The organism is Microbacterium sp. sgz311019 (assembly GCF_056135325.1).
This window is the reverse complement of sequence record NZ_JBWAXO010000003.1, coordinates 225,989-250,690: the sequence shown is the minus strand read 5'-3', so window position 1 is coordinate 250,690 and position 24,702 is coordinate 225,989. Positions and strand designations below refer to the sequence as shown.

The 24,702-nt window shown below is 71.2% G+C and carries 17 protein-coding genes (1 of these 17 running past the window's edge); 12 read left to right on the top strand and 5 right to left on the bottom strand.

The genetic code is table 11. The features are described from left to right. Positions 1 to 13 precede the first annotated feature (13 nt). Positions 14 to 814, bottom strand: a complete 801-nt coding sequence (locus AC0NZN_RS06510; RefSeq protein ID WP_474591467.1) for an SGNH/GDSL hydrolase family protein — start codon at positions 812 to 814, stop codon at positions 14 to 16. 68 nt (positions 815 to 882) lie between these two features. Beyond that, positions 883 to 1,539 (bottom strand): TetR/AcrR family transcriptional regulator, encoded by a 657-nt coding sequence (locus AC0NZN_RS06505; protein WP_474591466.1) that lies wholly within the window; start codon positions 1,537 to 1,539, stop codon positions 883 to 885. A 59-nt stretch (positions 1,540 to 1,598) separates the two neighbouring features. Between AC0NZN_RS06505 and paaA the strand changes: the two genes are divergently transcribed. The 6 genes from paaA (at position 1,599) to AC0NZN_RS06475 (ending at position 6,078) form a co-directional block, all read left to right on the top strand. Then, entirely contained in the window at positions 1,599 to 2,567 is a 969-nt protein-coding gene (paaA, locus tag AC0NZN_RS06500; RefSeq protein WP_474591465.1) for a 1,2-phenylacetyl-CoA epoxidase subunit PaaA, read from the top strand. Continuing rightward, on the top strand, positions 2,567 to 2,872 hold the full coding sequence (paaB, locus tag AC0NZN_RS06495; protein WP_474591464.1) for a 1,2-phenylacetyl-CoA epoxidase subunit PaaB: 306 nt from the start codon (positions 2,567 to 2,569) through the stop codon (positions 2,870 to 2,872). Before paaA ends, paaB begins: the two co-directional genes overlap by 1 nt. 65 nt (positions 2,873 to 2,937) lie before the next feature. Then, the gene (gene paaC / locus AC0NZN_RS06490; protein ID WP_474591463.1) at positions 2,938 to 3,717 is read left to right on the top strand and encodes a 1,2-phenylacetyl-CoA epoxidase subunit PaaC; all 780 of its coding nucleotides are present in this window, start codon (positions 2,938 to 2,940) and stop codon (positions 3,715 to 3,717) included. After that, positions 3,714 to 4,190, top strand: coding sequence for a 1,2-phenylacetyl-CoA epoxidase subunit PaaD (gene paaD, locus AC0NZN_RS06485; RefSeq protein WP_474591462.1), 477 nt, complete (start codon positions 3,714 to 3,716; stop codon positions 4,188 to 4,190). Before paaC ends, paaD begins: the two co-directional genes overlap by 4 nt. Further along, the gene (gene paaE / locus AC0NZN_RS06480) at positions 4,187 to 5,326 is read left to right on the top strand and encodes a 1,2-phenylacetyl-CoA epoxidase subunit PaaE (protein WP_474591461.1); all 1,140 of its coding nucleotides are present in this window, start codon (positions 4,187 to 4,189) and stop codon (positions 5,324 to 5,326) included. The genes paaD and paaE overlap by 4 nt, the downstream gene beginning before the upstream one ends. Continuing rightward, the gene (locus AC0NZN_RS06475) at positions 5,323 to 6,078 is read left to right on the top strand and encodes an enoyl-CoA hydratase/isomerase family protein (protein ID WP_474591460.1); all 756 of its coding nucleotides are present in this window, start codon (positions 5,323 to 5,325) and stop codon (positions 6,076 to 6,078) included. Before paaE ends, AC0NZN_RS06475 begins: the two co-directional genes overlap by 4 nt. 2 nt (positions 6,079 to 6,080) lie before the next feature. Here the strand turns inward: AC0NZN_RS06475 and AC0NZN_RS06470 are convergent, their stop codons facing one another. Further along, on the bottom strand, positions 6,081 to 6,896 hold the full coding sequence (locus AC0NZN_RS06470; protein WP_474591459.1) for an LLM class flavin-dependent oxidoreductase: 816 nt from the start codon (positions 6,894 to 6,896) through the stop codon (positions 6,081 to 6,083). 296 nt (positions 6,897 to 7,192) lie between these two features. Here AC0NZN_RS06470 and AC0NZN_RS06465 point away from each other — a divergent pair, with 296 nt between their 5' ends. Then, positions 7,193 to 8,593 (top strand): glyceraldehyde-3-phosphate dehydrogenase, encoded by a 1,401-nt coding sequence (locus AC0NZN_RS06465; protein ID WP_474591616.1) that lies wholly within the window; start codon positions 7,193 to 7,195, stop codon positions 8,591 to 8,593. A gap of 15 nt (positions 8,594 to 8,608) precedes the next feature. On the opposite strand, the gene AC0NZN_RS06460 is transcribed toward AC0NZN_RS06465, so the two are convergent. Further along, the gene (locus AC0NZN_RS06460) at positions 8,609 to 10,261 is read right to left on the bottom strand and encodes a thiamine pyrophosphate-binding protein (protein ID WP_474591458.1); all 1,653 of its coding nucleotides are present in this window, start codon (positions 10,259 to 10,261) and stop codon (positions 8,609 to 8,611) included. A gap of 164 nt (positions 10,262 to 10,425) precedes the next feature. Beyond that, on the bottom strand, positions 10,426 to 11,076 hold the full coding sequence (locus AC0NZN_RS06455; RefSeq protein WP_474591457.1) for an HAD-IA family hydrolase: 651 nt from the start codon (positions 11,074 to 11,076) through the stop codon (positions 10,426 to 10,428). A gap of 77 nt (positions 11,077 to 11,153) precedes the next feature. On the opposite strand from AC0NZN_RS06455, the gene AC0NZN_RS06450 reads away from it, so the two are divergent. The 5 genes from AC0NZN_RS06450 to AC0NZN_RS06430 form a co-directional block, all read left to right on the top strand. Beyond that, entirely contained in the window at positions 11,154 to 11,513 is a 360-nt protein-coding gene (locus AC0NZN_RS06450; protein ID WP_474591456.1) for a YidH family protein, read from the top strand. 7 nt (positions 11,514 to 11,520) lie between these two features. Continuing rightward, positions 11,521 to 11,868 carry a DUF202 domain-containing protein gene (locus AC0NZN_RS06445; protein ID WP_474591455.1) on the top strand — a complete coding sequence of 116 codons (348 nt, stop codon included), beginning with the start codon at positions 11,521 to 11,523 and terminating at the stop codon, positions 11,866 to 11,868. 53 nt (positions 11,869 to 11,921) lie between these two features. Then, positions 11,922 to 12,632 carry an alpha/beta fold hydrolase gene (locus AC0NZN_RS06440; protein WP_474591454.1) on the top strand — a complete coding sequence of 237 codons (711 nt, stop codon included), beginning with the start codon at positions 11,922 to 11,924 and terminating at the stop codon, positions 12,630 to 12,632. 39 nt (positions 12,633 to 12,671) lie between these two features. Then, on the top strand, positions 12,672 to 13,757 hold the full coding sequence (locus AC0NZN_RS06435; protein ID WP_474591453.1) for a winged helix DNA-binding domain-containing protein: 1,086 nt from the start codon (positions 12,672 to 12,674) through the stop codon (positions 13,755 to 13,757). 423 nt (positions 13,758 to 14,180) lie between these two features. After that, positions 14,181 to 24,702, top strand: the beginning of a protein-coding gene (locus AC0NZN_RS06430) for a beta strand repeat-containing protein (protein WP_474591452.1). Its footprint extends 19,625 nt past the window's final position; only the first 10,522 of its 30,147 coding nucleotides appear in the window; the start codon lies at positions 14,181 to 14,183; its stop codon lies beyond the right edge, outside the window.

Below are 24,702 nucleotides of genomic sequence, written 5' to 3'. Positions count from 1 at the left end.
GGAGGGCGGCGACTCAGCTCATGAACGGCTTCAGCGCGTTCGCGTACGCCTTGTAGCCCGACGGGTTGGGGTGGAACGCGTCGAAGTTCGGGTCCGTCAATGACCCGTTGAAGTCGTTGATCCACGGCACGGCGTTGCCTATGGCGTGCCCGGCGAACTGCCCGGTCACATCGACGTAGGTCGCGCCGGCCGCGGTAGCGCCGGCCTGGATGGCGGCGTTGAGCACCGGGATCGCCTGGTCGACCACCGCTGCGGCGGGACCGTACTTCGAGGGCAGCGAGAACAGCAGCGGATAGCCGGTGACGACGACCGTGGCGCCCGGCGCGCGCGTGTGGATGGCGGCCACCGTCGCCGCGACGTCGCTCGGGACGGCGGCGAGCGCGGCATTTCCCTGGGCGATCGCGTTCGCGCACGCGGCCTGCTGCTCCGGCGACGGCGGGGCGGCGAAGCAGAGCACCATGATGTCGTAGAAGCCCACGTCATCGCCTCCGACGGTCAGGGTGACGAGCTGCGTCGTGGGCGACAGCCGCGGCACCTGCGTCGTCGTGACATCGGCAGTGGTCGCGCCGATGCATGCCAGGTCCTGCGTGAGCTGGATCCGGGCGATCCCCACGAGGCGCTCCGGGTAGCCGTTCGGGCTGTGCCCGCACGCATTGTCGTACCCGCCGCCGCCGAAGCCGGCGGCGTACGAGTCGCCCAGAGCGGCATACGAGACCGGGGACGGCGCTGCAAGGGCCGGGCCGGCGGCGACGAGCGAGCCCGCGACGAGTGCAGCGGCGGCGGCCAGTGAAGCGAAGGTGCGTGAGATGTGCATGACGACTCCCCAGTGATCGGATGCGGACGGGCGGCACGATACACCCCTGTATCCGCGCGCGATAGGGGTCAGGATGCCCGCAGGCCGTCCATCGCGACAGAGACGAGGGTGTCCTCCAGCGCCTCCGGCGAGAGGGGACCGTCGGGGTGGTACCACTCGACGAGCGAGTTGATCATGCCGAACAGGAGCCGCGAGGTCGTCCCCGAGTCGAGGTCGGCACGGAGCGAACCCTCGGTGTGCGCCGCATCCACCAGCGCGGAGAGGCGGTGATCCACGGCGCGTCGGCGGCGCAGCGCCTCGCGCTCGACATCCGTGTTGCCGCGCACGCGCAGGAGCAGCGTGACGGCGGGGAGCTCGGCGACGAGTGCGCGGACCGCTCCGCGCAGGGCGGCTTCGAGGCGCTCGGCCGCAGAGCCGGGCAGGGCCTCCGCATCCGCGATCTCGCCCTCGAGCGCGTCCAGTGCGCGGGAGAGGGCGCGGTCGAGCAGCTCCTCCTTGCCGCTGACGTGGTAGTACAGCGCGGACTTGCTCGTGCCGAGCCGATCGGCCAGCACGCTGATCGACGTCGCCTCGTAGCCCCGCTCGTTGAAGGTCGCGACGGCGACGTCGAGCACGGCGTCGAGGTCGTACGGGGGTCGGTCGGTGCGCCCGTTGCCGCGGCGGAAGGCGCCCGCCGCCTGATTCCCCGCCTCGTTCCGAGGCCGACCGGCCGTGTTGTTGGACATGGCACAAGAGGCTATCATTACTGAACGACCGGTAAGTAGGTCCGGATCGAGGAGGATCGATGGATGCCGTGCTCTCTCGCGAGACGGACGACGCCGCAGGGCAGGAGCGGTTCGACGAGCTGATCGCCGCGGACTCCCGCGTCGAGCCCGCCGACTGGATGCCGGATGCCTACCGCAAGACGCTGATCCGGCAGATCTCGCAGCACGCGCACTCCGAGATCATCGGGATGCAGCCCGAGGGCAACTGGATCACGCGCGCCCCCAGCCTCAAGCGCAAGGCGATCCTCATGGCGAAGGTGCAGGACGAGGCCGGGCACGGGCTCTACCTCTACGCCGCAGCGCAGACCCTCGGGATCACGCGCGACCGGATGACCCAGCAGCTCATCGACGGCACGGCGAAGTACTCCTCGATCTTCAACTACCTCACCCCGACGTGGGCCGACATGGGCTCGATCGGCTGGCTCGTCGACGGCGCGGCCATCTGCAATCAGGTGCCGCTGTGCCGCGCGTCGTACGGCCCGTACGCCCGGGCCATGATCCGCATCTGCAAGGAGGAGTCGTTCCACCAGCGCCAGGGCTTCGAGATCCTGCTCGCGCTCTCGCACGGCACACCGGAGCAGAAGGAGATGGCGCAGGAGTCGGTGAACCGCTGGTACGCGCCCGCGCTCATGATGTTCGGACCGCCGGACGACGCATCGCCGAACTCCGCGCAGTCGATGGCGTGGAACATCAAGCGCTTCTCGAACGACGACCTGCGTCAGCGGTTCGTCGACATGATCGTGCCGCAGGCCGAGATCCTCGGGCTGACGCTGCCCGACCCCGACCTGAGGTGGAACGAGGAGACCGGGCACTGGGACTACGGCGAGCTGGACTGGGACGAGTTCAAGGAAGTGCTGCGAGGCAACGGGCAGGCCAACGCCCTGCGGGTCGCGACCCGTCGTGCAGCCCACGACGAGGGCGCGTGGGTGCGCGACGCCGCCGCGGCATACGCCCGCAAGCACGCGACGCGGATGGCGGAGGTGGCGTGATGGTGACCGATCCGGCCGAGGAACCCGAGGTCTGGCCTCTGTGGGAGGTGTTCATCCGGTCGTCGCGGGGCCTCAGCCACGTGCACGCCGGCTCGCTGCACGCGCCCGACGAGACGATGGCCGTCCGCAACGCCCGCGACCTCTACACCCGACGCGGCGAGGGCGTGTCGATCTGGGTGGTGCCGTCATCCGCCATCACCACCTCCGATCCCGACGCGCGCGGCGAGTTCTTCGAGTCGCCGGCGGGCAAGGACTACCGGCACGCGACGTACTACACGGCGTCCGAGGGGGTGCCCCACCTGTGAGCCGTGCCGTATTCCCCACGCCCCCTCCACACGGCGCTGGCGCGCCGCGCGGAGCCTCCGGGCGCGTGGGCCCACCCGCTCCCGCCACGGTCGGCGAGATCGCCGACGAGAGGACCGCGGCCTACGCCCTGGGCCTCGGCGACGACGCGCTCATCCTCGCGCAGCGGCTCGGCGAGTGGATCGCCCACGCCCCCGAGCTCGAGGAGGACGTCGCCCTCGGCAACATCGGCCTCGACCTGCTCGGCCACGCGCGCGGCTTCCTCACCTACGCCGGATCGGCGTGGGGCAAGAGCGAGGACGACCTCGCCTACTTCCGCGACGAGCAGGAGTTCCGGTCGAGGTGGCTCTTCGAGCAGCCGAACGGCGACTTCGCGCAGACGATCGCCCGGCAGCTGCTCGTGTCGGCGTATCTTGTCGCGCTGTACGACCGGCTGCAGGCATCCGCCGACCCGACGCTGGCCGCCATCGCCGCGAAGGCGGCGAAGGAGGTCGCCTACCACCTGGACCACGCTGTGCAGTGGACCATCCGCCTGGGTGACGGCACGGACGAGTCGCACCGACGGATGCAGGCCGGGCTCGTCGCGATGTGGCCGTACGTCGACGAGCTCTTCTCCGACGATCCGGCGGCGGATGCGGCGCCGGCCGGCGTCGCCGTCGACCCCGCGACGCTGCGCGCGGCGTTCGACGCGGTCGTGCTGCCGGTGATCGCGGAGGCCACGCTCGAGGTTCCGACCGTGCCGGCAGCCCGCGCGCGGGGGCGGTTCGGCATCCATTCTCCGCACCTGGGGCACCTCCTCCCCGAGATGCAGGTGCTCGCCCGCAGGCACCCGGGAGCGATCTGGTGAACGTCCGAGAGCTGGTCTCCACGATCCCCGATCCCGAACTGCCGATGGTGTCGATCGCCGACCTCGGCATCCTGCGGGACATCCGGGAAGACGACAGCGGGTTCGTCGTCGAGATCACGCCCACCTACTCGGGATGCCCCGCGGTGGACGCGATCCGCGACGACATCGTGCGGACCCTCGATGCGGCGGGCGTGCCCGGACGCGTCGACGTCGTGCTGAGCCCCGCGTGGACGACGGACTGGATCACCGACACCGGTCGGCGGGCCCTCGCCGACGCCGGCATCGCGCCGCCGGCACCGGGAGCGGGTTCGCGCGCCGGCACGCGGGTATCCCTGGGCCTCGGCATCCGGTGCCCGCGGTGCGGGTCGCTGCACACGCGCGAGCTGTCGCACTTCGGATCCACCGCGTGCAAGGCCCTGTGGGTGTGCGAGCGGTGCCACGAGCCGTTCGACCGGTTCAAGGAGCTGCATTGAGCCTGCCGGGCGACACGGCGACGAGGCGCCGCGCCACCTTCCACACGCTCGAGGTGGCGGCGGTGCGGCCCCTCACCGAAGACGCGATCGAGGTCGCCTTCGCGGTGCCGCCGGAGCTCGCGGATGCCTACTCCTACGCGCCCGGACAGTACGTGGCCCTGCGGACGACGCTCGAGGGCGACCAGCTGCGGCGCAGCTACTCCATCTGCCAGGCGCCCCAGCCGGCGATGCCTGAGAAGGGACAGCCCGGGGTTCTCAAGGTCGCCATCAAGCGCGAGCTCGGCGGCGTCTTCTCGAGCTGGGCGCTGAGCGAGCTCGCGCCCGGCATGACCCTCGACGTGATGAGCCCGGAGGGCAGGTTCACCCCGCACGTCCGGACCGATCGCCCCGCCCGCTTCGTCGGGGTCGCAGCCGGCAGCGGGATCACGCCGATGATGGCCGTCATCGCGCACACCCTCCGTGAGCGGCCCGCCGACACGTTCGACCTCGTCTACTCCAACCGGACGGCGATGGATGCGATGTTCGTCGACGAGCTGGCCGACCTCAAGGACCGCTGGACCGCCAGGCTCGGCATCCATCACGTGCTGACGCGGGAGCGCCGCAGCGCCGACCTCATGTCGGGACGATTGGATGCCGACCGCCTCCGCCGCATCTTCGAGGACGTCATCGGCATCGAGGGAGTCGACGAATGGTTCCTGTGCGGGCCGTTCGAGCTCGTGCAGACGTGCCGCGACCTGCTCGCCTCGCTCGGGGTCGACCCGCACGCGGTGCGGTACGAGCTGTTCACGACCGACCGTCCCGAGCGGCCCTCCGGCCAGCACGGGGCGCACGTGCCCGTCGCCGCCCCCGATGGGGTGCATCGCATCGCGTTCCGCCTCGACGGCATCACGAGCACCGTCACCTCACCGGTGCACTCGCGCGAGACCGTGCTCAACGCCGCGCTGCGCGTGCGCGGCGACGTGCCCTTCGCGTGCGCGGGCGGGGTGTGCGGCACATGCCGCGCGAAGCTCGTGCGCGGCGAGGTCGACATGGAGGAGAACTACGCGCTCGAGCCCGACGAGATCGCGAACGGGTTCGTGCTCACCTGCCAGTCCGTGCCGATGACACCCGAAGTGGAAGTGGACTACGACACATGATCGAGCTCACGCGAGACGGCGATGTCGCCGAGATCGTCCTGAACGCCCCCGAGAAGCTGAATGCGCTCGACCTCGCCGGCATCGGCGAGCTGGATGCCGCGTTCCGCGAGGCGACCGGCGCCCGCGCGGTCGTGCTGCGGGGCGAGGGCCGGGCCTTCTGCGCCGGGCGCGACATCGGGGGCGTCGACCCTGCGACGGATGACGTGCCCGGCTACCTCGGCGCGACCGAGGCCCTGATGCGACGCATCTCCGGGTTCCCCGCGCCGACCTTCGCGGCCGTGCAGGGCGCGTGCCTGGGCGTCGGGCTCGGGCTCGCGATCGCTGCCGACGTCGTCTACGTCACCGACGACGCCAAGGTCGGCTCGCCGTTCGCGAACCTCGGCGCGCTCCTCGACTCGGGCGGGCACTCCCTGCTGTTCGAGCGGCTCGGCGCGCATCGCGCGTTCGACCTCATCTACACGGGTGAGCTGATCTCGGGGAGGGATGCCGTGACTGCGGGCCTGTTCTCCCGGTCGATGCCCGCGGACGAGCTCGTGGAGTTCACCCGCGAGCGCGCGCGGCGCGCGGCGGCAGGTCCGACCCAGGCGTTCCTCGCCTCGAAGCGTGTGATCGCCAGGCTGCGCGATGCGCGGCTGTGGGATGCCGTGCACGCCGAGACGCACGAGCAGGAGGCGCTGCGTCACACCCACGACTACGTCGAGGGGTTCGCGTCGTTCCAGGAGAAGCGCAAGCCCGAGTTCACCGGGGAGTAGTCTCAGGTGCCCGAGAGGGCCGTGACCAGAGGCGCCAGGCGCTCGGAGAACTCGTCCGGGACGGTGATGAACGAGACGCCGGTCGCCGCGCGCAGCGCGGACAGGGCAGCCGCATCCCGGGCGGAGTCGCCGGACAGCAGGCCGACGGCTCCGGACTCGCGCAGCGACTCGGGTGTGAGCCCGGCGTTGCGACGCATCCACTCGGGCACGTCGTCGCCGACGCCCACGACCTGAAGCGCCAGCTCGAGCGGCGGCCGGTCGGCCGGGGTCGCCGCGCGCACCCGGGCCACCACCTCGGCGACGGCGGCGGCATCCGCGGACGGCGCGAGGGGGAGCGCGAGGGTCTGCGCGTGCCGGCCGGCGATCCGCATCATCCGGTCGCCCGGGGCGGCCATCGTGAGGTGCAGGCTGTCGCCGAGCGCGCCCCGGAGCGCGGCGACGGTCGCCTCCACATGGTCGACCCGCTGCCCGGGCGTTCCCCACGGCACGCCGAGGGCCTCGGCATCCCTCTCTCCACCCGGCCGGCCCGCGCCGATCCCGAGCTCGACGCGGCCCTCCGCCAGCTCCGCCAGCGTGCGGGTCTCGCGCACCGTCGCCGCGGCGGAGCGCAGGGGAGCGGCGAGCACCCACGTGCCGACATGCAGCGTCGTCGTCGCGGTCGCCGCAGCGGCGAGAGTGGGGAAGGGCGACGGCGTCCAGAGCGTGTCGGGCGTCAGCAGCGCGGAGTACCCGTCGGCCTCCAGGCGGGAGGCCGTGTCGCGCCACAGGCGCCCGGGACCGCGAACGGCGACCACGGCGCCGAATCGGAAAGGTGTCATCGCCACAGCCTCGCGCGGTCGACAGCCCGGCGCATCCTCCCGCGGAAGACACTCCGAAGCATCCCGGCGGAGGACGGTTCTACGAGTCTGTCAAGAAGGCTGATTCTTGACGCAGCCCCGGACGGAAACTCGACTGGTCTACCGATAGGGCCGGGTACCCTGGACCCTCGGTGCCCGCGAACACGCAGGGAGCACCGCATCCCCTCCACGAATCTGCACACCCGCACGAAAGGGACGACGTGGTCGATCGACAGCACACCGATGACTGGGCGGCGCGAGAGGAGCTCGCCGAGCGGATGATCCCCATCATCGGGCGGCTGTACCGCAACCGGGGCGTGGTGACCTCGCTGCACGGCCACCGGATCATCAACCTCTCGGCCATCGGCCTGCTCGAGGTGCACGAGCGCGTGAGCCAGCTCGGCCACGATGAGCTCGATCCGGCCGAGACGCTCGCCGTCCTCGCCGCGCTCGAAGATCTCGCACCCGGCGCCGCCTCGATCGACGTCGGCCGGCTCTGCGCCGAGGTGCGCGCGAGCGACGACGCGGCGATGGATGTCCTGTCCGCGCAGCTCGAGGACATCCTGCCCGGCAGCGACGACGAGGATGCCGCGGCCGGCGCCGACGTCGTCCTCTACGGCTTCGGCCGCATCGGGCGCCTGCTCGCCCGCATCCTGATCTCCCATGCCGGGGGCGGCAGCGGCCTGCGACTGCGGGCCATCGTCGTCCGCAAGGGCGGGCAGAACGACCTGCAGAAGCGCGCCAGCCTGCTGCTGCGGGACTCGGTGCACGGCCGCTTCCACGGCACGGTGTCGATCGACGAGGACGCGCAGCAGATCATCGCCAACGGGACGCGTGTCCAGGTGATCTACGCCGACGACCCGGCATCCATCGACTACACCGCCTACGGCATCTGCGACGCCGTCGTCGTCGACAACACCGGCCGGTGGCGCGATGAGGAGGGCCTTTCGCAGCACCTCCGCTCCGCCGGCGTCGCCCGCGTGCTGCTCACCGCGCCGGGCAAGAGTCCGCTGAAGAACATCGTGCACGGCATCAACGACGACACGATCGCGCCGGAGGACCGCATCCTGTCCGCCGCATCCTGCACGACCAACGCGATCACGCCCGTGCTCGCCGCGATCGACGAGGCCTACGGCGTCGTGAAGGGCCACGTCGAGACGGTCCACTCGTTCACGAACGACCAGAACCTGATCGACAACTTCCACAAGGGCGACCGCCGCGGCCGCTCCGCCGTGCTGAACATGGTCATCACCGAGACGGGTGCCGCGAAGGCCGTGGCCAAGGCGCTGCCGCAGCTCGAGGGCAAGCTGACCGGCAGCTCCATCCGCGTGCCCACCCCGGACGTGTCGCTCGCGGTGTTGCACCTGACGATCGCCCGCCCCGCGACCAAGGACCAGGTCAACGACTACCTGCGCCGGATCTCCCTGCACTCGCGGCTGCGCCAGCAGATCGACTACGTGGAGTCGCCCGAGGTCGTCTCGACCGACTTCGTCGGCTCGCACCGAGCGGGCATCGTCGACGGCCTCGCGACGATCGCCGACGAGGACACCCTCATCCTCTACGTCTGGTACGACAACGAGTTCGGGTACTCCTGCCAGGTGATCCGCGTGCTGGAGAAGATGGCCGGCACGCATCCGGTCGTGCGGCCCGCCCGCCGCGAGGTCACGCTGGCGAGCTGACGGTCTCGGGCCCGATCAGGAGTTCACGCGGATGATCTCCTGCTGGTAGGGCGCGATCACCTCGCCCGAGATCCGGCAGTCAAGTAGCAGGTAGGGGCGCTCGTCGGCGGGAGTCGCCGCCCAGGATGCCAGTCGGTCGAGGTCGGAGAGCTCGCGCACGACAACGCCCTCGGCGCCGACGGCGGCGGCGAGGCCGGCGAAGTCGACCTCCGGGATGCGCATCGGATCCTCGGCGAGGCCCTTCAGGCCGTAGAGGTTGACCTCGGCGCTGTAGGCGGCGTCGTTCCAGACGACGGCGATGCCTCGACCGGCAGCCACGCGCACCGCGGATTCGAGGTCGGCGAGCGCCATGAGCCCGCCGCCGTCGCCCGTCGTGAGCACGACGGTCGCGTCCGGCTGGGCGAGTGCGGCGCCGGGCACCGACGGCCAGCCGAGGCCGATCGACTGATAGGCGGTGCCGACCATGATCATGCGATCGGGGGATGCAACGGGCCAGTACATGTTGGCCCAGCCGATGAAGTGGCCCCCGTCGGACACCACGACGCGGTCCTCCGGCAGCAGCTCGCCGAGGCGCTTCGCGACCGACCGCGGGTCGAGGCGCCCATCGGGCGCCAGGCCGTCGCCCGGCTCGCGCTCGCGGAGGGGCGCGAGGTCGACCGACTCCCGCCAGCCGCTCGGCGTCGCGCCGAGGAGGTCGAGCTCCGCCACGAGGGCAGAGGCGACGACCGCGGCGTCTCCGCGGACGAATCCGCCGACGTGGGGATGCGTCGCGGTCGGCGCGACGTCGACCTGCACGACGCGTGTGCCCGGGGCGAACAGGTCGCCGAAGCGCATCGTGAACTGATTGAGGGATGCGCCGAACACGACGGCCACGTCGGCCTCGCGCACGAGCGCCATCGCGCCGTCCGCGCCGAAGCCGCCCGTCACCCCGAGGTCGAACTCGGCCGCCGGGAAGACACCGCGGCCGAGCGCCGTGGATGCGGTGATCGCGCCCGTCGCATCCGCGAGCGCGCCGAGGGCCTCACGGGCGTCGGAAAGCCATGCGCCGCGCCCCGCGAGGAGGAACGGCCGCGTCGCCCCGGCGAGGTCACGCGCGAGGGATGTGATGGATGCCGCCGCGAACGCGCCCGCCGGCGTCAGGGGAGCGGGCACGCGAGGCTCGGGCGCCACGGGCACGGAGCCGGCGTCCAGACGCGCGACGTCGTAGGGGATCGCGAGCACCGTCGGCACCCGGTAGGTGAGCGCATGCTCGATCGCGATGACGGTGGTGGCCGCGGCATCCGCCCGCCCGACCGTGTAGGTGCGCGCACCGACGGCCGACGCCATCGCGATCTGGTCGACGTCCCACGGCCGCGGGCCTGAGGTGGGCTCGTCGCCGACGACGAGCACGAGCGGCACGTGCGCCTGCACGGCCTCGGCCAGGGCCGTCAGGGTGTTGGTGAAGCCCGCGCCGTACGTGGCGGTCGCGGCGGCGATACGGTTCGACGCGCGGAAGAACGCGTCGGCCGCGACCACGGCGCCCGCCTCGTGGCGCACCGCGGTGTAGCGGGCGGGCGTCTCGCGCTCGAGCGCATCGAGGAAGTACGCGTTGCCGTTGCCCATCACGCCGAAGACGTTGTCGATGTGGCGGGCGAGCGTGACGGCGACGTGGGCGGAGACGGTGGGCATGGCGAAGCCTTTCGAGACAGGGACGGGGAAGATCCGTATGTATCTCGCGCCTCTGGCGCTGCGTGCTCCTTTTGCGAGCACCGGCCTGGGTCTCTTGAGACCCCGTGGACTCGGCCGGACGCCGTCAGTCTAGCGGGTGACGCGCACTCGGCCCGGGGCCGGTGTCAGTCGAGGTCGAGCTCGACGCCGTGGCGGAGGGCCCGGACGTGCACGGCGGTCAGGTCGGCCACGACGTGCGCCGCCCCCTGACCCTGCGCGCGCTCGCCGACGCCGATCACGGTCATACCTGCGGCGAGCGCCGCGGCGATGCCCGTCTCGGAGTCCTCGAACACGACGCAGTCGGCAGGCTCCACGCCCAGCAGCTCGGCCGCCCGCAGGAAGCCCTCTGGATCGGGCTTGCTGCGCAAGACATCCTCCGCCGTGATGCGCACGATCGGCATCTCGAAGCCCGCGGCGCCCATGCGGGCCGTCGCAAGCGGCACGTCCGCGGACGTGACGAGCGCGTGCGGGGTGTCGCCCAGGGCCTCCAAGAGCTCAGCCGCACCCGCAATCGCGACGACGCCGTCGGTCTGCTCGGCCTCGAGCTTCAGGAGCTCTGCGTTCTCGGCCGCGTTGATCGACGGATCGCGGTCGGGCAGCAGAATCGCCATGCTCTCGTGTCCCTGGCGACCGTGGATGACATCGAGCACCGCGCCGTCGTCGACGCCGTGCGAGGCCGCCCAGTCCAGCCAGAGCCGTTCGACGACGGCGGTGGAGTCGACGAGTGTGCCGTCCATGTCGAGGAGGACGGCGCGGGCGGTGAGGATGCGGGCCATGCTCTTCATCCTGTCAGTCGGGGCGGGCGGCGTTGATAATATACGATCCTCGATCGGCCCGCAGTAGGGTGGAGCACATGTCCGACTCGCGGTTTCCGAAGTCCGTCTACGGCGTCGGCGACGAGCCGGATCCGCGATTCAGCCTGGCCAACGAGCGCACGTTCCTCGCGTGGATCCGCACGTCGCTCGCGCTCGTCGCGGTCGGCGTCGCGATCGAGGCGCTGGCGGCGCCCATCCATCCGCCCCTGCGGTTCATCGCGGCGATCCTCTTCATTCTGCTCGGCCTGATCGCCGCCGCATACGCGTGGCTGAGTTGGAGCCGCACGGAGCGGGCGCTCAGGCTCGCCCAGGCCCTGCCGGGCCTCGCGATCGGGACGGTGCTCGTCGCAGGTCTCGTGCTCGCCGTGCTCCTCGTCGTGGTGGGCATGTTCCTGTGACGGCGCGATGACCGGCACACCGATCAACCGCCCCTTCGATCCCGGGCTCCAGCTCGAGCGGACGCTGCTCGCGTGGCGTCGCACCTGCCTTGCGCTCGCGGTCGGCAACGCCGCCGCCATCCGGTATCTCATCGTGCTCCTCGGGCCCTGGGCCATGCTCGTCGGCGTGTTCGGGCTGGTGCTGGCGCTCGTCGCGTGGGTGCTGTGCACGCTGAGGTACCGGCAGGCGCACCGTCGACTCACCGACGTCGCCGAGCTGGTCTCGAGCGGTAGGCTCCCGCTGCTCATGACGCTGTCGGTCCTGGCGCTGGGGCTTGCCGCCATCGGCCTCACGATCGACATCGCCGTGCGCTGAGGGTCGGGTGCCGGAGCCGGTCCGCGAGGAGCGCGAAAGGGGATGATCGGGGGATGATGCACGTCCATCGCGTCGCGGCAGCGGCACCCGCATCCGGGCCGCCGGTCCTCCTCGTGCACGGGCTCGCCTCTCGGGGGCGTGTCGACTGGCCCGATGCCGAGTGGGCGGCGCCCCTCTCGGAGGCGGGCCGGGACGTGCTCGTGGTCGACCTCCCCGCGCACGGCCGGTCGGAGCGACCGAATCGCCCGCTGGCGGCGGCGGACATCGTCGACCTCCTCGCCGGCGTCGTCGAGGACGCGGGCGGCACCGTCGACGTCGTCGGATACTCGCTCGGCGCGCGGCTCGCCTGGGCGCTGGCAGCGCGCGGCGTGGTGCATCGCGCCGTCCTCGGCGGCCTCGAGCCCGTCGACCTGCTGCGGCGGGTGGATCTGGATGCGGCCCGCACGGCGATCGCCGGCGGTCCGGAGCCGGCGGACCCTCTCACACACGCCGTCGCGCGCATGGCGCGACTCCCGGGCCTCGACCCTGCGGCCGTCCTCGACCTCGTGCAGGGCATCGCGGCCGAGCCGTTCGACCCGCGCGCCGATCCGCCGGGAGTGCCGGTGCTGCTGCTCGCCGGGGTGGACGACCCGGTCGTGCGAGGGATCGACGAGCTCGCCGCGGTGCTCCCGGATGCGCGCGTCCTCCGTGTGCCGGGCGATCACCTGAGCGCCCTCCACACGCCCGAGTTCCGCGCTGCGACGTTCGACTTCCTCGGCTTCTGAGCCGCCGTCGCTGTCGGAGGCGGCTGGCATCATTGCCGGGTGGACCTCGCGACCCTCCGATCCGAACGCCTGCGCTCGCAGCGCCTGAGCGCCCCCGCGGCGACGATCCTGGATGCGGCGACCCACATGCTCGCCGTGCAGAGCCAGGAGTTCTGGGGCGGCCGCTGGGCGCTCGCGACCCGGACGAAGGGCGAGCCGACGATGCGCGACGTCGACGCCGCCTTCGATTCGGGGGCCATCGTTCGGGCGTGGACCATGCGCGGTACCCTCCACACCATCCCGGCACGCGATCTGGCCTGGGTGCTGCAGGTGACGGGCGAGAGGCAGCTCAAGCAGGCGGCATCCCGTCATCGCCAGCTGGGACTCGACACCGAGACCATGCTGCGCGCGGAGCGCGTCGTGCTCTCCGTGCTGGCGGGAGGCGGGCAGGCGAGCCGGCCCGAGCTGTTCGCCGAGCTCGATCGGCAGGCGGCGATCGACCCGACCGCGCAGCGCGGCATCCACATCCTGTACGCGCTCGCGGTGCGCGGGCTGATCTGCCAGGGACCCGTCGTCGAGCGCGCCACGGGCATCGCGCGCGAGCAGCGGTTCGTCCTCGCCGACGAGTGGGTGACGGATGCGGCCACCCCCGCCGACCCGCTGGCCGAGCTCTTCCGCCGCTACGTCGACGGCCACGGGCCGGCCGGTGCCGAGGACTTCGCGTGGTGGTCGGGCCTGCCGATCACCGTCGCCCGGCAGGCGGCCGCGGCCGCCGGTGCCGCATCGGGTCTCGACACCGTCGAGGTGCCCGGGGGCGCCGTCGCGTGGGTGTCGACGCCGCGTCCGCGGCGTTCGCGCGGCATCGATGTGTTCGCGCTGCCGCCGTTCGAGGAGTACTTCATCTCCTATGCCGACCGCACGGTGCCCTGCGCGCCGGAGTTCCTCGCGCCCGTCGGGCCGGGATCGAACGGAATGGTCCGGCCGATCCTCGTGTCGCGCGGTGAGATCGTCGGCGTGTGGACGCACTCTCTCGCCGTGGGCCGACACCGCGACGACCCCGTCCCCGAGCTGCTCGCTCCCGGCGCGGCGACCGACGCGGAGATCGCGGCGGCGCTGGAACGGTACGCCGCCTTCGTCTCCGGCTGAGCCGGCCGCCGATCGACTGCGACGCGCGCAGGCGGCCTCCGACATGGCATTTCTCGGGCGCGGCTATGCGTGCTCGGTGGGCGCCCTGTGCGAATCCATTCAGAGCCGCGCCCTCCCGCCCGCGGAAATCCGGCCGCCACGGCCGCACGGAGCTGGAGCGACATGCATTCCACAATCGGCATGTAGCCGTCGATCCCCGGAATTCCGGGGCGGAGCGTGGCACGGACTGTTGCGGAGTTTCTGTATCAGAAGTCTTGACGGGGAGTTCTTCAGGGGCGTAGACCTGCCATCTGTATCCGCGTGCAGGGCGCGGATCACACCGGTGGTACTGGGCTAGGGGAGGCCTTGGTGCACACGAAGTCGGCTGGAGCGGCGTTGCGCGCTGCGAACAGGTCACGGCGCCCACGGGCCCACGGCCTGGTCGTGCGTGCGACTTCGTTCTTCGCTGCGCTCGTCACCGCGTTCGCCCTGTCGCTTCCGACGACGGCGCAGGCGGCTGAGCCCGACGCGGTGCACCCCGCATCCACCTCGACCCCCGCGGCGGCGACGCTCGCCGTCCAGGACCAGCAGTTCGTCCAGTACGTCGATGCGTCGATCGCCGTCTCGCAGGCCATCGCCCACCGCGCGGCCTACGAGGCCGCGTACAAGCAGTACCTCGCCGCGAAGGCCACCTACGACGCCGCGGTGCGGCAGGCCCACGCCAACGCGTCCCGCCGCGGCGTGAACTCCCGGCAGGCGTCGCGGTCGTCGACCAAGAGCACCTTCGTGCTCGCTCCGCCCCCGACGCACGCGGCCCCGATCACCACCCCCACGACATCGCCGACGACGACGACGTCGCAGATGAACTGCACCCGGTCTGCGGACGGGAACTCCGTCACGTGCACGTCGGGGACCGGCTCCCACACGGGAAGCGGTTCGTCGGGCTCCGGCTCGACGGGCTCCGGCGGCTCGACGGGGTCCACGGGGTCCACCGGCGCCACCGGATCGGAGGGCTCCACAGGATCGACCGGCTCGACGGGATCGACCGGCTCCACGGGATCGACGGGCTCCACGGGATCGACGGGGACCACCGACACGGGGTCGACCGGCACCGGTTCGACCGGCACGCCGGATCCGACGCCGTCCCCGCTGATGGCCGCCTCGTCGCCCGCAACGCCGGTGGACGCATCCGCCGCCCTCACGCAGGCCCAGCTCGACGCCGCGGTCGCCCAGGCGAAGTCCGAGTGGCTCGCCGTCGACCCCGGCGCGAGCTTCGCCGGCTTCAGCGCGTCGGTCGGAAGCCTCGGCACCGGATGGCTCGGCAGCGAGGACTCCGGTGCCGTCGTCATCGACGGCACCGCGGCAGGCTGGGGCTGGGACGTCTCGTTCCCGTCCGATCCTTCGGCGCACATGAGTCTGCTGACGGTGGTCCGTCACGAGCTCGGCCACGTGCTCGGCCTGACGCACACCGCCGGCACCGTGATGACCCCGACGCTCTCGGCCGGCCAGAGCTACCCGGTCGACGGCTCGCTGCTGCCGAAGCCGGCACCCGCTCCGGCTCCTGCTCCCGCGCCGGTCACAGCGACCGCTGCCGCGACGTCCACGGACCCGACGGCGCCCGCCCCGACGACGGCACCTGCGCCGACGGCGACGACCGACCCGACGGCGCCCGCGCCGACGACGGCTCCCACCGACCCGACCGCGCCGGCGCCCACGACCACCACGGACCCGACAGCATCGACGTCGTCCGCTCCCGCGCCGACCACGGCGCCGACGGACCCGACGGCTCCGACCGCGCCCACGGTTCCTGCTCCGACGACGGACACATCCGCGACGAGCGCACCGGCGGCGCCCGCCGCAGGCCCGTCGCCGTGGGTGCTCCAGCTGGCCACCGGCACCGGCACCCTCGCGTTCCACGCCGACGGCACGGTGACGTTCACGACCGTCGCCGGCACGCAGGCCGTCGCGCTGGCGTCGGTCAGCGAGATCGACGTCCTCGGCGGCCACGACGACACGCTGATCGTCGACCGCGGTCTGGTGGACCCGGCGGTGGCGATCCGCTTCGACGGCGGCACCGGCTACAACTCGCTCGACTTCGCCGGCACGACGTCGGGAATGAGGTCCGTGCCGATCGATCACCACTCCGGCACGATCATCCTCGACCGCACGACCGTCCAGTACGCGGAGATCGCGCCGATGACGAACTCCGGAACGGCTGCGGCTGCGCTCTTCGACTTCGGCAGTGCCGACGACACCTGCACGCTGAACTCGCCGTCGAGCGGGCAGCTGCAACTGGCCTGCGACAACATGGAGACGACGAGCTTCGCCGACCCGTCCACGTCGCTGACGATCCAGGGCACGGGCAACGACATCCTGCACATCGCCGGTCAGGTCGACATGGCCGCCGCGGCCCTCACGGTCGCGTTCCGCCAGATCTTCCTCGACAGCGGTGCCGATCTCACCGCCGGCGACGTGTCGCTGACGGCATCGCAGACGGTCACCGGGGGAGTGAAGAACGTCATCGGATGCCTCGGCAACGGCACCATCGCCACTCACTGCGCCGACACCGCCGTGACCCTGACGAACGCCACCGTGCACGCCGCGAGCCTCACGATCGCCGCGACGTCGAACGTCACTCCGGACTCGTTCTACGGGATCATCGTGCACGACCACGCGGCCGTCTCGATCACCGACGGCTCGATCGACACCGGCACCGGCGCCATCGCCATCACGGCCAGCGCCACGGTTCCGACGTTCACCGCGAACGAGAAGTACACCGACAACATCGTCTTCGACGACTCCGCGACGATCACGATCGGCGGAGCCGCTCGGGTCACGGGCAACGGGATGACGTTCACGTCGACGTCGAGTCTCACCGGCACGGCGAACCCGGGAGCCGACGCGAGCAAGGACGAGAGCGGCAACGGGGCCGACGGCAACGCGCAGAAGGATGCCGCGGTCGCCACTGTCACCGTCTTCAGCACGTCGATCACGAAGCTCACCGACACCGCGAGCCTCGGGGCGACGGGAGATGCGACCCTCGCCGCGGTCAACGACGTCACGGTCAACGCGACGGCGGATGCGAGCGCCGCGACCGCCGGAGCCGGCATCGCCGTCATCTACGTGAACCAGGACACCGAGTCGTTCATCGACTCCCACTCCGCGACCGCGATCACCGCGAAGGACCTCGCCGTCAACGCGGACAGCACCCTGGGGGCGGCGTCCACCGCCAACACCAGCGCCAAGGGCTCGACGCAGAACGACAAGACGGCGAACGACCCGAGCCGCGCGAACGGCAATTCCAAGACCGCCGACGGGAACGTCGACCTCACCGCCGCACTCGCCGTGGTCGTCCTCACCGGCGGCACCCACGCGTACATCGCCCCGGCATCCGGCACCGTCACGATCACCACCACGGGCGGCACCCAGAAGATCCACGCGGGCGCCGTGAACACCGACGCCGCCAGCGCAACCGGCGGCAACGCGGACGGCTCGGGAGGTGCGGGCGCCGTCGGCGTCGGCGTCGCCGTCGACGTCGGGGTCTTCACCACTGAGGCCTACCTCGGCACCGGCGCGACCCTCAACGCCACGACCCTCACGATCGAGGCCGTGCAGCCCACGAGCAGCGGGCAGTCGGCGTACACCGCGACCGCCGTCTCGGGCGCCGCCGGCAGCAGCGGGGACTCGGTGAGCGTCGCCGGCTCCGTCGCCGTGAACGTCGTCGTGCTGAAGACGCTCGCCGAGGTCCGCGGGAACTCCACCGCGAACGCGGCCCTCACCCTCACGGGCGGCTCGGACGTCAAGGACACCGCCACCGCGACCTCGAAGAAGGACGGCACCGGCAACTCGGTCGGCATCGGCGCCTCGGTCGCGATCGACATCGTCAACGACACGACCAACGCGGGTCTCACGACGAGCGGCATGCTGACCGGGGTGAACGCCCTCACGATCCGCTCCAAGACCAACAGCGTCAGCGACACCGAGGCCACGAGCGGCGCCTCCGGCGGCAGCAGCCTCGTCTTCACCGCTGTGGTCGCCCTCGGCGTCGACAACGTCACGACTTCCGCGGGCTTCGCGGCCGGCTCCGCACTCACCACCGCCGGCAAGATCGACGCGCAGGCCGATCAGACCGCCAAGGCGACGACCAAGGCGACGGGTGCGACGGATGGCGGCAACCTCGCCATCGGCGCGGCCGTGGCGATCACGCTCGCCGACCACGAGGCCGACTCTTCGACCGGTCGCACCCTCACAGCGAACAGCGGGAACGTGTCGTTCGCGGCCCACGGCTCGAGCGACAGCGACACCGAGGCGACGGCCAGCGCCAAGGGCGCCAAGGGCGAGAAGTCGGGCTCCGACCCGAGCGGCGACACCTCGTCGGTGAACGACAAGGGCGACAAGCAGGCGTCGTTCGCGAACGGCTCGTCGACCGCCAAGGGCGGCAAGGGCACGAAGACCTCGACGCCGTCGGCATCCACCGGCGACGGCGGCGGCTCGAAGATCACCGTCGCCGCGGCCGTCGCGTTCAACCTGATCGACTCGTCGTCCACGGCACGGCTGGCGGACGGCCGGAGCATCACGTCGACCGGCGGCACAGTGACGCTCGCGACGACGAACACGACGCACGCGAAGTCGATCGCGAACGGCACCGCGAGCACGGGCTCGTCGCTGACGATCGGCGCGGCGGTCGCCATCAACCTCGTCGACATCACGAACGACGCATCCGTCGGAGTCGGCAGCACCGTCACGGCGGCCACCGGCGTGACACTGTCCGCCATCATGAACACGGTCCCGGACGGGACGCACACGATCGACGCGGAGGCCACCTCGGGCGCCTCGAGCTCCGACGGCACGCTGGGACTCGCGGGATCGTTCGCCATGAACCTCGAGAACGCGACGACGACCGCGCAGGTGCACGCCAACCCGCTGGGCGGCGGCGGTGTCATCATCACCGGCACCGGCGACCTCGCCATGACGGCGACGTCCAACGGCAGCAGCAAGACCGCCGCCACCGCGAACCAGTCGGGCGGCGCGACCCTCGGCATCGGCGCCTCGGTCGCGCTCAACCTCGTCAACAACGACGTCTTCACCGGATTCGACCTCACCGGGACCCCGGCCAACGGCCCTCCGGTGACCGGAGCCCGCAACATCACTCTCACGTCCTCCAACACCGATGCGCTGACGAACGAGACCGATGCGGGTGGCCAGGGTGGCAAAGTCACCATCACGCCCTCCGTTGCGGTATCGATCGCGAACGAATCGTCTGTCGCCGCTTTCGGCGCCGGCCCCCTGGTCACCGCCACGGGTGCCATCACCGCCTCCGCGACCTTCACGGGTGCTGTCACCACCACGGCGAAGGGCGACACCACCGTCGGCAGCACCGCCGGCATCGGCCTGTCGCTGGCTCTCGCGATCGTGAACCACACCGTCGACGCCCACACCGCGCGCAGTCTGCACGCCACCGGGGCGATCGGGTTCACGGCGACCGGCAGCTCCCAGACGACGAGCGAGGCGGAGGCCGCGACCTCCGGCGCCAAGGACGACGGCAGCGGCGAGGACTCGAACAAGAAGGCCGACAACAACCTCAAGAACGCGAACAAGACGCAGAAGGACAACAACGCGGCCGGCAAGGACTCGGGCAAGACCTCGACGCCGAAGGACGGCACAGCCGACGGGCAGGACAACAGCAGCTCCAGCTCGCCGTCGCTCTCGCTCGCCGCGGCTCTCGCGATCAACATCGTCACGACCATCAGCACGGCGTACATCGCCGACGGGCTGACGATCACGTCCGACACCGGGGTCCTGACCCTCAAGAGCTTCGCGCACACGGATGCCTCGGCCCACGGCAAGGGCGACAGCACGGCGAAGGCGGCCGTCGGCATCGGCGTCGGCGTCGGAGTGAACTCGGTCGACATCACGAACCGCGCCACGACCGGCGCATCCACCGTCGTCGCGACCGGGCTCGACGCCGAGGCCGGCATCACCGACCTCGGCGACCCGAACAACCACGACGTGCTGCGTCACTGGAACGGCACGAGCTGGGATGTCATCGATCGCGGCAAGGATCTGCCCGGTCCGTATGCGGGCCAGTACTTCCGGCTCACCGCCGACGACGGCTCGAACGGCAAGGGCGTCTATCAGTACTCCTCGGGCGGCAGCTGGGGCAGCTCGGTGCTCAGCGGCGACGTGCAGGAGAAGGACAAGCTCACCGACTGCGACCACTCGACGAGCCCGGCCTTCTGCGTGCTGAGCGTGCCGAACGCGGGACACCCGCAGGGCAGCATGTACAGCTGGGACGGCTCCACCTGGAAGTACGTCGGCGACCAGAACGGCGACAAGCTGCCGACCGACGGCCCGAAGGACAAGGACTACTACCAGCTCACCGCCGACGACGGACTCGGGCACGCGGCCGGCCTCTACCGCTTCTCGGCGAGCGGCCACGCGTGGAACGCGGTCGCCGGACCCTTCGCGCACGGCATCGACCTGCCGGCATCGCCGACGACCGACCAGATCTTCCGGCTCGACGAGCACGAGATCGACGCGCAGGCCGAATCCGGCGCGGGTGACTCGACATCGGTCGGCGTGGCGGGCGCGGTCTCGATCAACATCGTCCAGAACATCACCGAGGCCGTCATCCCGTTCGGCGCCTCCGTCACCCTGAGCACCGCGGACCTGACCCTCAAGACCCGCAGCAACGAGCGCGACGCGTCGAAGGCGACGAGCAAGGCCGAGGTCGGCGACAGCGTCGGGATCGGCGCATCCGTCGCCATGAACCTCATCCTCGGGCAGGACTCGATCACGCACCTCTCCGACAACCGGGTGCGCTCGGAGGTCGAGAACGGCGCCGCCGTCTCGGGCGGCGCGAACGTCGACATCGAGGCCAAGGGCTGGCGGCAGCTCGTGACCGAGACCGAGGCCGGCACGAAGACCTCCGGAGACAACCCGGCGATCACGCCCGCCGTCGCGCTGCTCGTCGACAACCACGACAACGTGACCGCGCGACTCGGGACCGGCACGGGCCTCACGGCGACGGGTGCCGTCACGATCTCCGCGGAGCACACCAACGAGATCGAGACCAGCGGGAAGGCGGAGGCCGCGAGCAAGGACGTGGCGATCGGCGCCATCGTCGCGCTGAACGTCGTCCTGGACTGGGGCACGCTCGCGGCCACCGACCGTTCGGTCTCCGGCACCTCGGTCGAGATCACCGCCACCTCCGAGATGGCCGACACCGCGAAGGCGACGGCGAGCGCGCGCGGCAGCAGCGACTCCGACAACAGCGGCGACAAGAAGTCCGACCAGCAGGTCAAGGACAGCCCGAACTCCTCGGGCGGCACGGACGGCAAGTCGACGCCGAAGTCCAACGACCAGGCGGCCTCGGGCAACAGCAGCGCGAGCGGCAAGACCGGGCAGAGCGGCGGCGGCACCGGGATCGCGGCATCCATCGCCTGGAACTGGATCGAGACCACCAACGAGGCCCGCATCGGCTCGGGCATCACGGTCACCGCGACCGGCGGAGACGTGAAGGTCAGCGCCTCGAACCTCACCGGCAACACGGCGCAGGCGATCAGCACCGCCTTCGACCTGACCTCGGGCAGCACCGAGATCGGCGCGGCGATCGGCTTCAACTACCTGAACATGACCAACCGGGCCCACATCCAGACCGGCACGACGGTCACAGGTGCGGGCATCACCGTCGAGGCGATCACTCCGAGCGGCAAGCACGACGACTTCATCATCTGGGCGTTCGCCGCCGCCGGCGGCAAGTCGGGCACGAGCTTCGCGGCCTCGGCGGGCATCAACGTCCTGAACCTCAACACCGAGGCCCGTGTCGGCCAGGGCGCATCGCTGACGTCGACGCAGGGGATCACGGTCAACGCCACGACCGACATGCGCCTGCTGAACCTGGCGCTGTCGGGGGCGCTGTCGACGAGCGGCAAGGGCATCGGCGGGGCGTTCGCGGTGAACATCCTGCCGAACATCTTCACGATCGCCGCCGTCTGCTCCGGCGCCGACCCGACCAGCGACCCCGACTGCAACAGCGCGACCACCGCCACGACACTGCAGGCGGCCGGCGCGATCGGCGTGACCGCCACGAACACCTACTCGCCCCTGGCGCCGACGACCGGCAACAGCACGATCGACAGTCACCTGCCCGCCCTCTCGTCGTTCGCGCTCGGCGGCGCGGTCGGCGGCGACGGCCTCGCGGTCAGCGCCACGATCGTGGTCGACGTGCTGCTGTACGACACCGAGGCCTACATCGGCAACAGCGCGAAGGTGAACCAGACGACGACCGGAGGCTCCGGCCAGTCGGTGAACGTCGCCGCAGAGGACGACACGAACATCGTCGACGTCTCCGGGGGCCTGGCCCTCAGCGGTGGATCGGCATCGGTAGCGGGCTCGATCATCGTCCTCGTCATGACGAAGGACGTGAAGGCCTCGATCGGCTCGAGCGCGAAGGTCGCCGCGGGCGGCGGCGTCACCGTCGGCGCGATCTCGACCGAGCAGCTCCTCGAGATCGTCGTGGGCGGCAGCGCCTCGGACAGCAGTGCGGCCGTCGCCGGCACGTTCGCGGTGATCGTCATCAACCCCGGCGACCACGCGACGTCCGCCACCATCGGCGACGGCGCGGTCGTGCACGCCGGCGGAGATGTGTCGGTCACCGCATCCGACACCGCCGACAAGGTCAGCATCATCAGCGGCAACGTCGCGATCTCCACCAGCAGCGCCGGGGTCGGGCTGTCGCTGGCGCTCCTCGTCCGCAGCGGGAATGTGTCCGCCACGATCGGCAACGGGGCCGACATCGAGGCCGACGGCACCACGGGCCTCACCGTGTCGGCGACGCAGACCGGGAACATCCTGCTCATCGCCGTCGCAGGTGCCGGCGGCGACAGCGCCGGCGTGGCCGGATCCGTCACGATCGACGTGCTCACTGATGTCACGACCGCGGGCATCGGCGACAACACGACCGTGAACTGCGTCGGCGTCAGCTGCACGAACTCGAGCCTCCATGCCTCGCAGGCCGTGGTGCTCGGCGCGTCCGACACCACCACGATCATCGCGCTCGCCGGGGCGATCGCCGTCGGCGGCACCGCCGGCGTCGGCGTCGGCCTCGACGTCGAGGATCTTCACAAGACGACCTCGGCGACGATCGGGTCGTCGGCCACCGTCCACGCGAACGGCGACGTCGTCGTCGGCTCGACCTCCAGTGAGGACATCAAGTCGGTCTCCGCCGGCGTCTCGGTGGGCGGAACGGCTGCGGTCACGGTCAATGCGGCCGTTCCCGTCATCAACGTCACGACGACGGCCAGGATCGGCTCCAGCTCGAACGTGCGGGCGGGCGGCAACGTGATCGTCTCGGCCGATGAGAAGATGACCCTCTTCGTCATCGCGGGCAACATCAGCGTCGGCGGCACGGCCGCCATCGGCGCCGGCGTCGCCGTGCCGGTCGTCACCAAGACGACGAACGCGACGATCGGCTCGTCCGCGGTGGTCACGGCGCTCGGCGGCGCCACCACGCACGACACCGTGAACTCCGGCACGTACAACACCTCGGGGACCGACACGCGGTTCGATCCGCGCGGCATCCTCGGCAGCTACCCGACCGCGCCCCCTCACCCGAACCCGGTGCCGCAGGGCCTCGTCGACGGCTCGACGATCAACCTCGGCTACACGCATCACTTCGTCGAGGGCCAGCAGGTCGTCTACGACGCGGGCGGCGGCGCGCCGATCACGGGGCTCAGCGATGGCGCCACGTACTACGTGCACCTGGTGAACGGATGCGGGACCTGCATCCAGATCCGCGGACCCAACGCCGACTCCCCGATCATCACCGGAATGAGCCTGCCCTCGGGGATGATGAGCGAATCCCAGCGCTTCATCCCCACCAACACCCCGGGCGCTGCCGGAGACGACGCACCGCGCTTCAATGCGCCGGTCGACGTCGGCACCGACTACATCGTCCTCCCCTACGACCCGAAGGCGGATGTCGGCGACCCGGTCGTCTACAGCGCCGGCGGCGGCACCCCGATCGGCGGCCTCGTCGACGGAGCCACGTACTACGTCGTCGACAACGCCCCCGGCCACTTCCAGATCGCCCGCACCAAGTGCCAGGCCACGCTGAACGCCGACGACTGCAAGCACGACGGCATCCCCGTCCCGGGTGCGACCGTCCCGATCGTGTTCAGCTCGACCGGCACCGGCCGCTCGCACAGCTTCGTGCGCGCCGGGCAGCTTCCGGGCGCGGACGCCACGCAGTCCGGGCCGCAGGCGATCACCACCGGAACGGTGTCCGGATTCTCGGGTGTCGCGGTCACCGCGACCAACAGCGACTACATCGCATCCGTCGGGGTCTCGGCCGGCGCGGCGGGAGCGGTCGCCGTGAACCTCTCCGGCTCGATCTCAGTGCTCACCGTCCACACGACGGCATCCATCGGCGACCACGCGAAGATCGACTGCGGCGCCTCGGACAGCGCATGCGCGGCGAACGACCCCTCGGCGCAGTCCGGCCAGTCGGTGCTCGTCGCCGCCGGCAACAACTACCGCACCCTCGGCATCGCAGCGTCGGTCTCGGTGAGCGGCACAGCCTCGGTCGGCCTCTCGGCGGCGGTGCGCGTCGTCGAACTGCACGCCGACGCGTTCATCGACCACAACGCGATCGTCAACGCGAAGCACAACGTCGAGATCCTCTCGCACACGAGCGACTCCGTGATCTCGGTGAACCTGGCCGCGGCCGGCGCCACCGTGGGCGTCGCCGGCACGGTCGGCGTGACGGTGCTGAAGACCTTCACCAACGCCTACACGGGCGACCACGCGACGCTGCGCTCCGACGGCAACATCGCGGTGCTCGCCTCCGACGACTCGTCGCTCATCCTGGTGACCGCGTCGCTCGCCGCCGGATATGTCGGCGTCGGCGTCGGTGTCGACGTCGTCGTCGCGACGAAGTCCACGCAGGCGTACATCGGCACCTCCA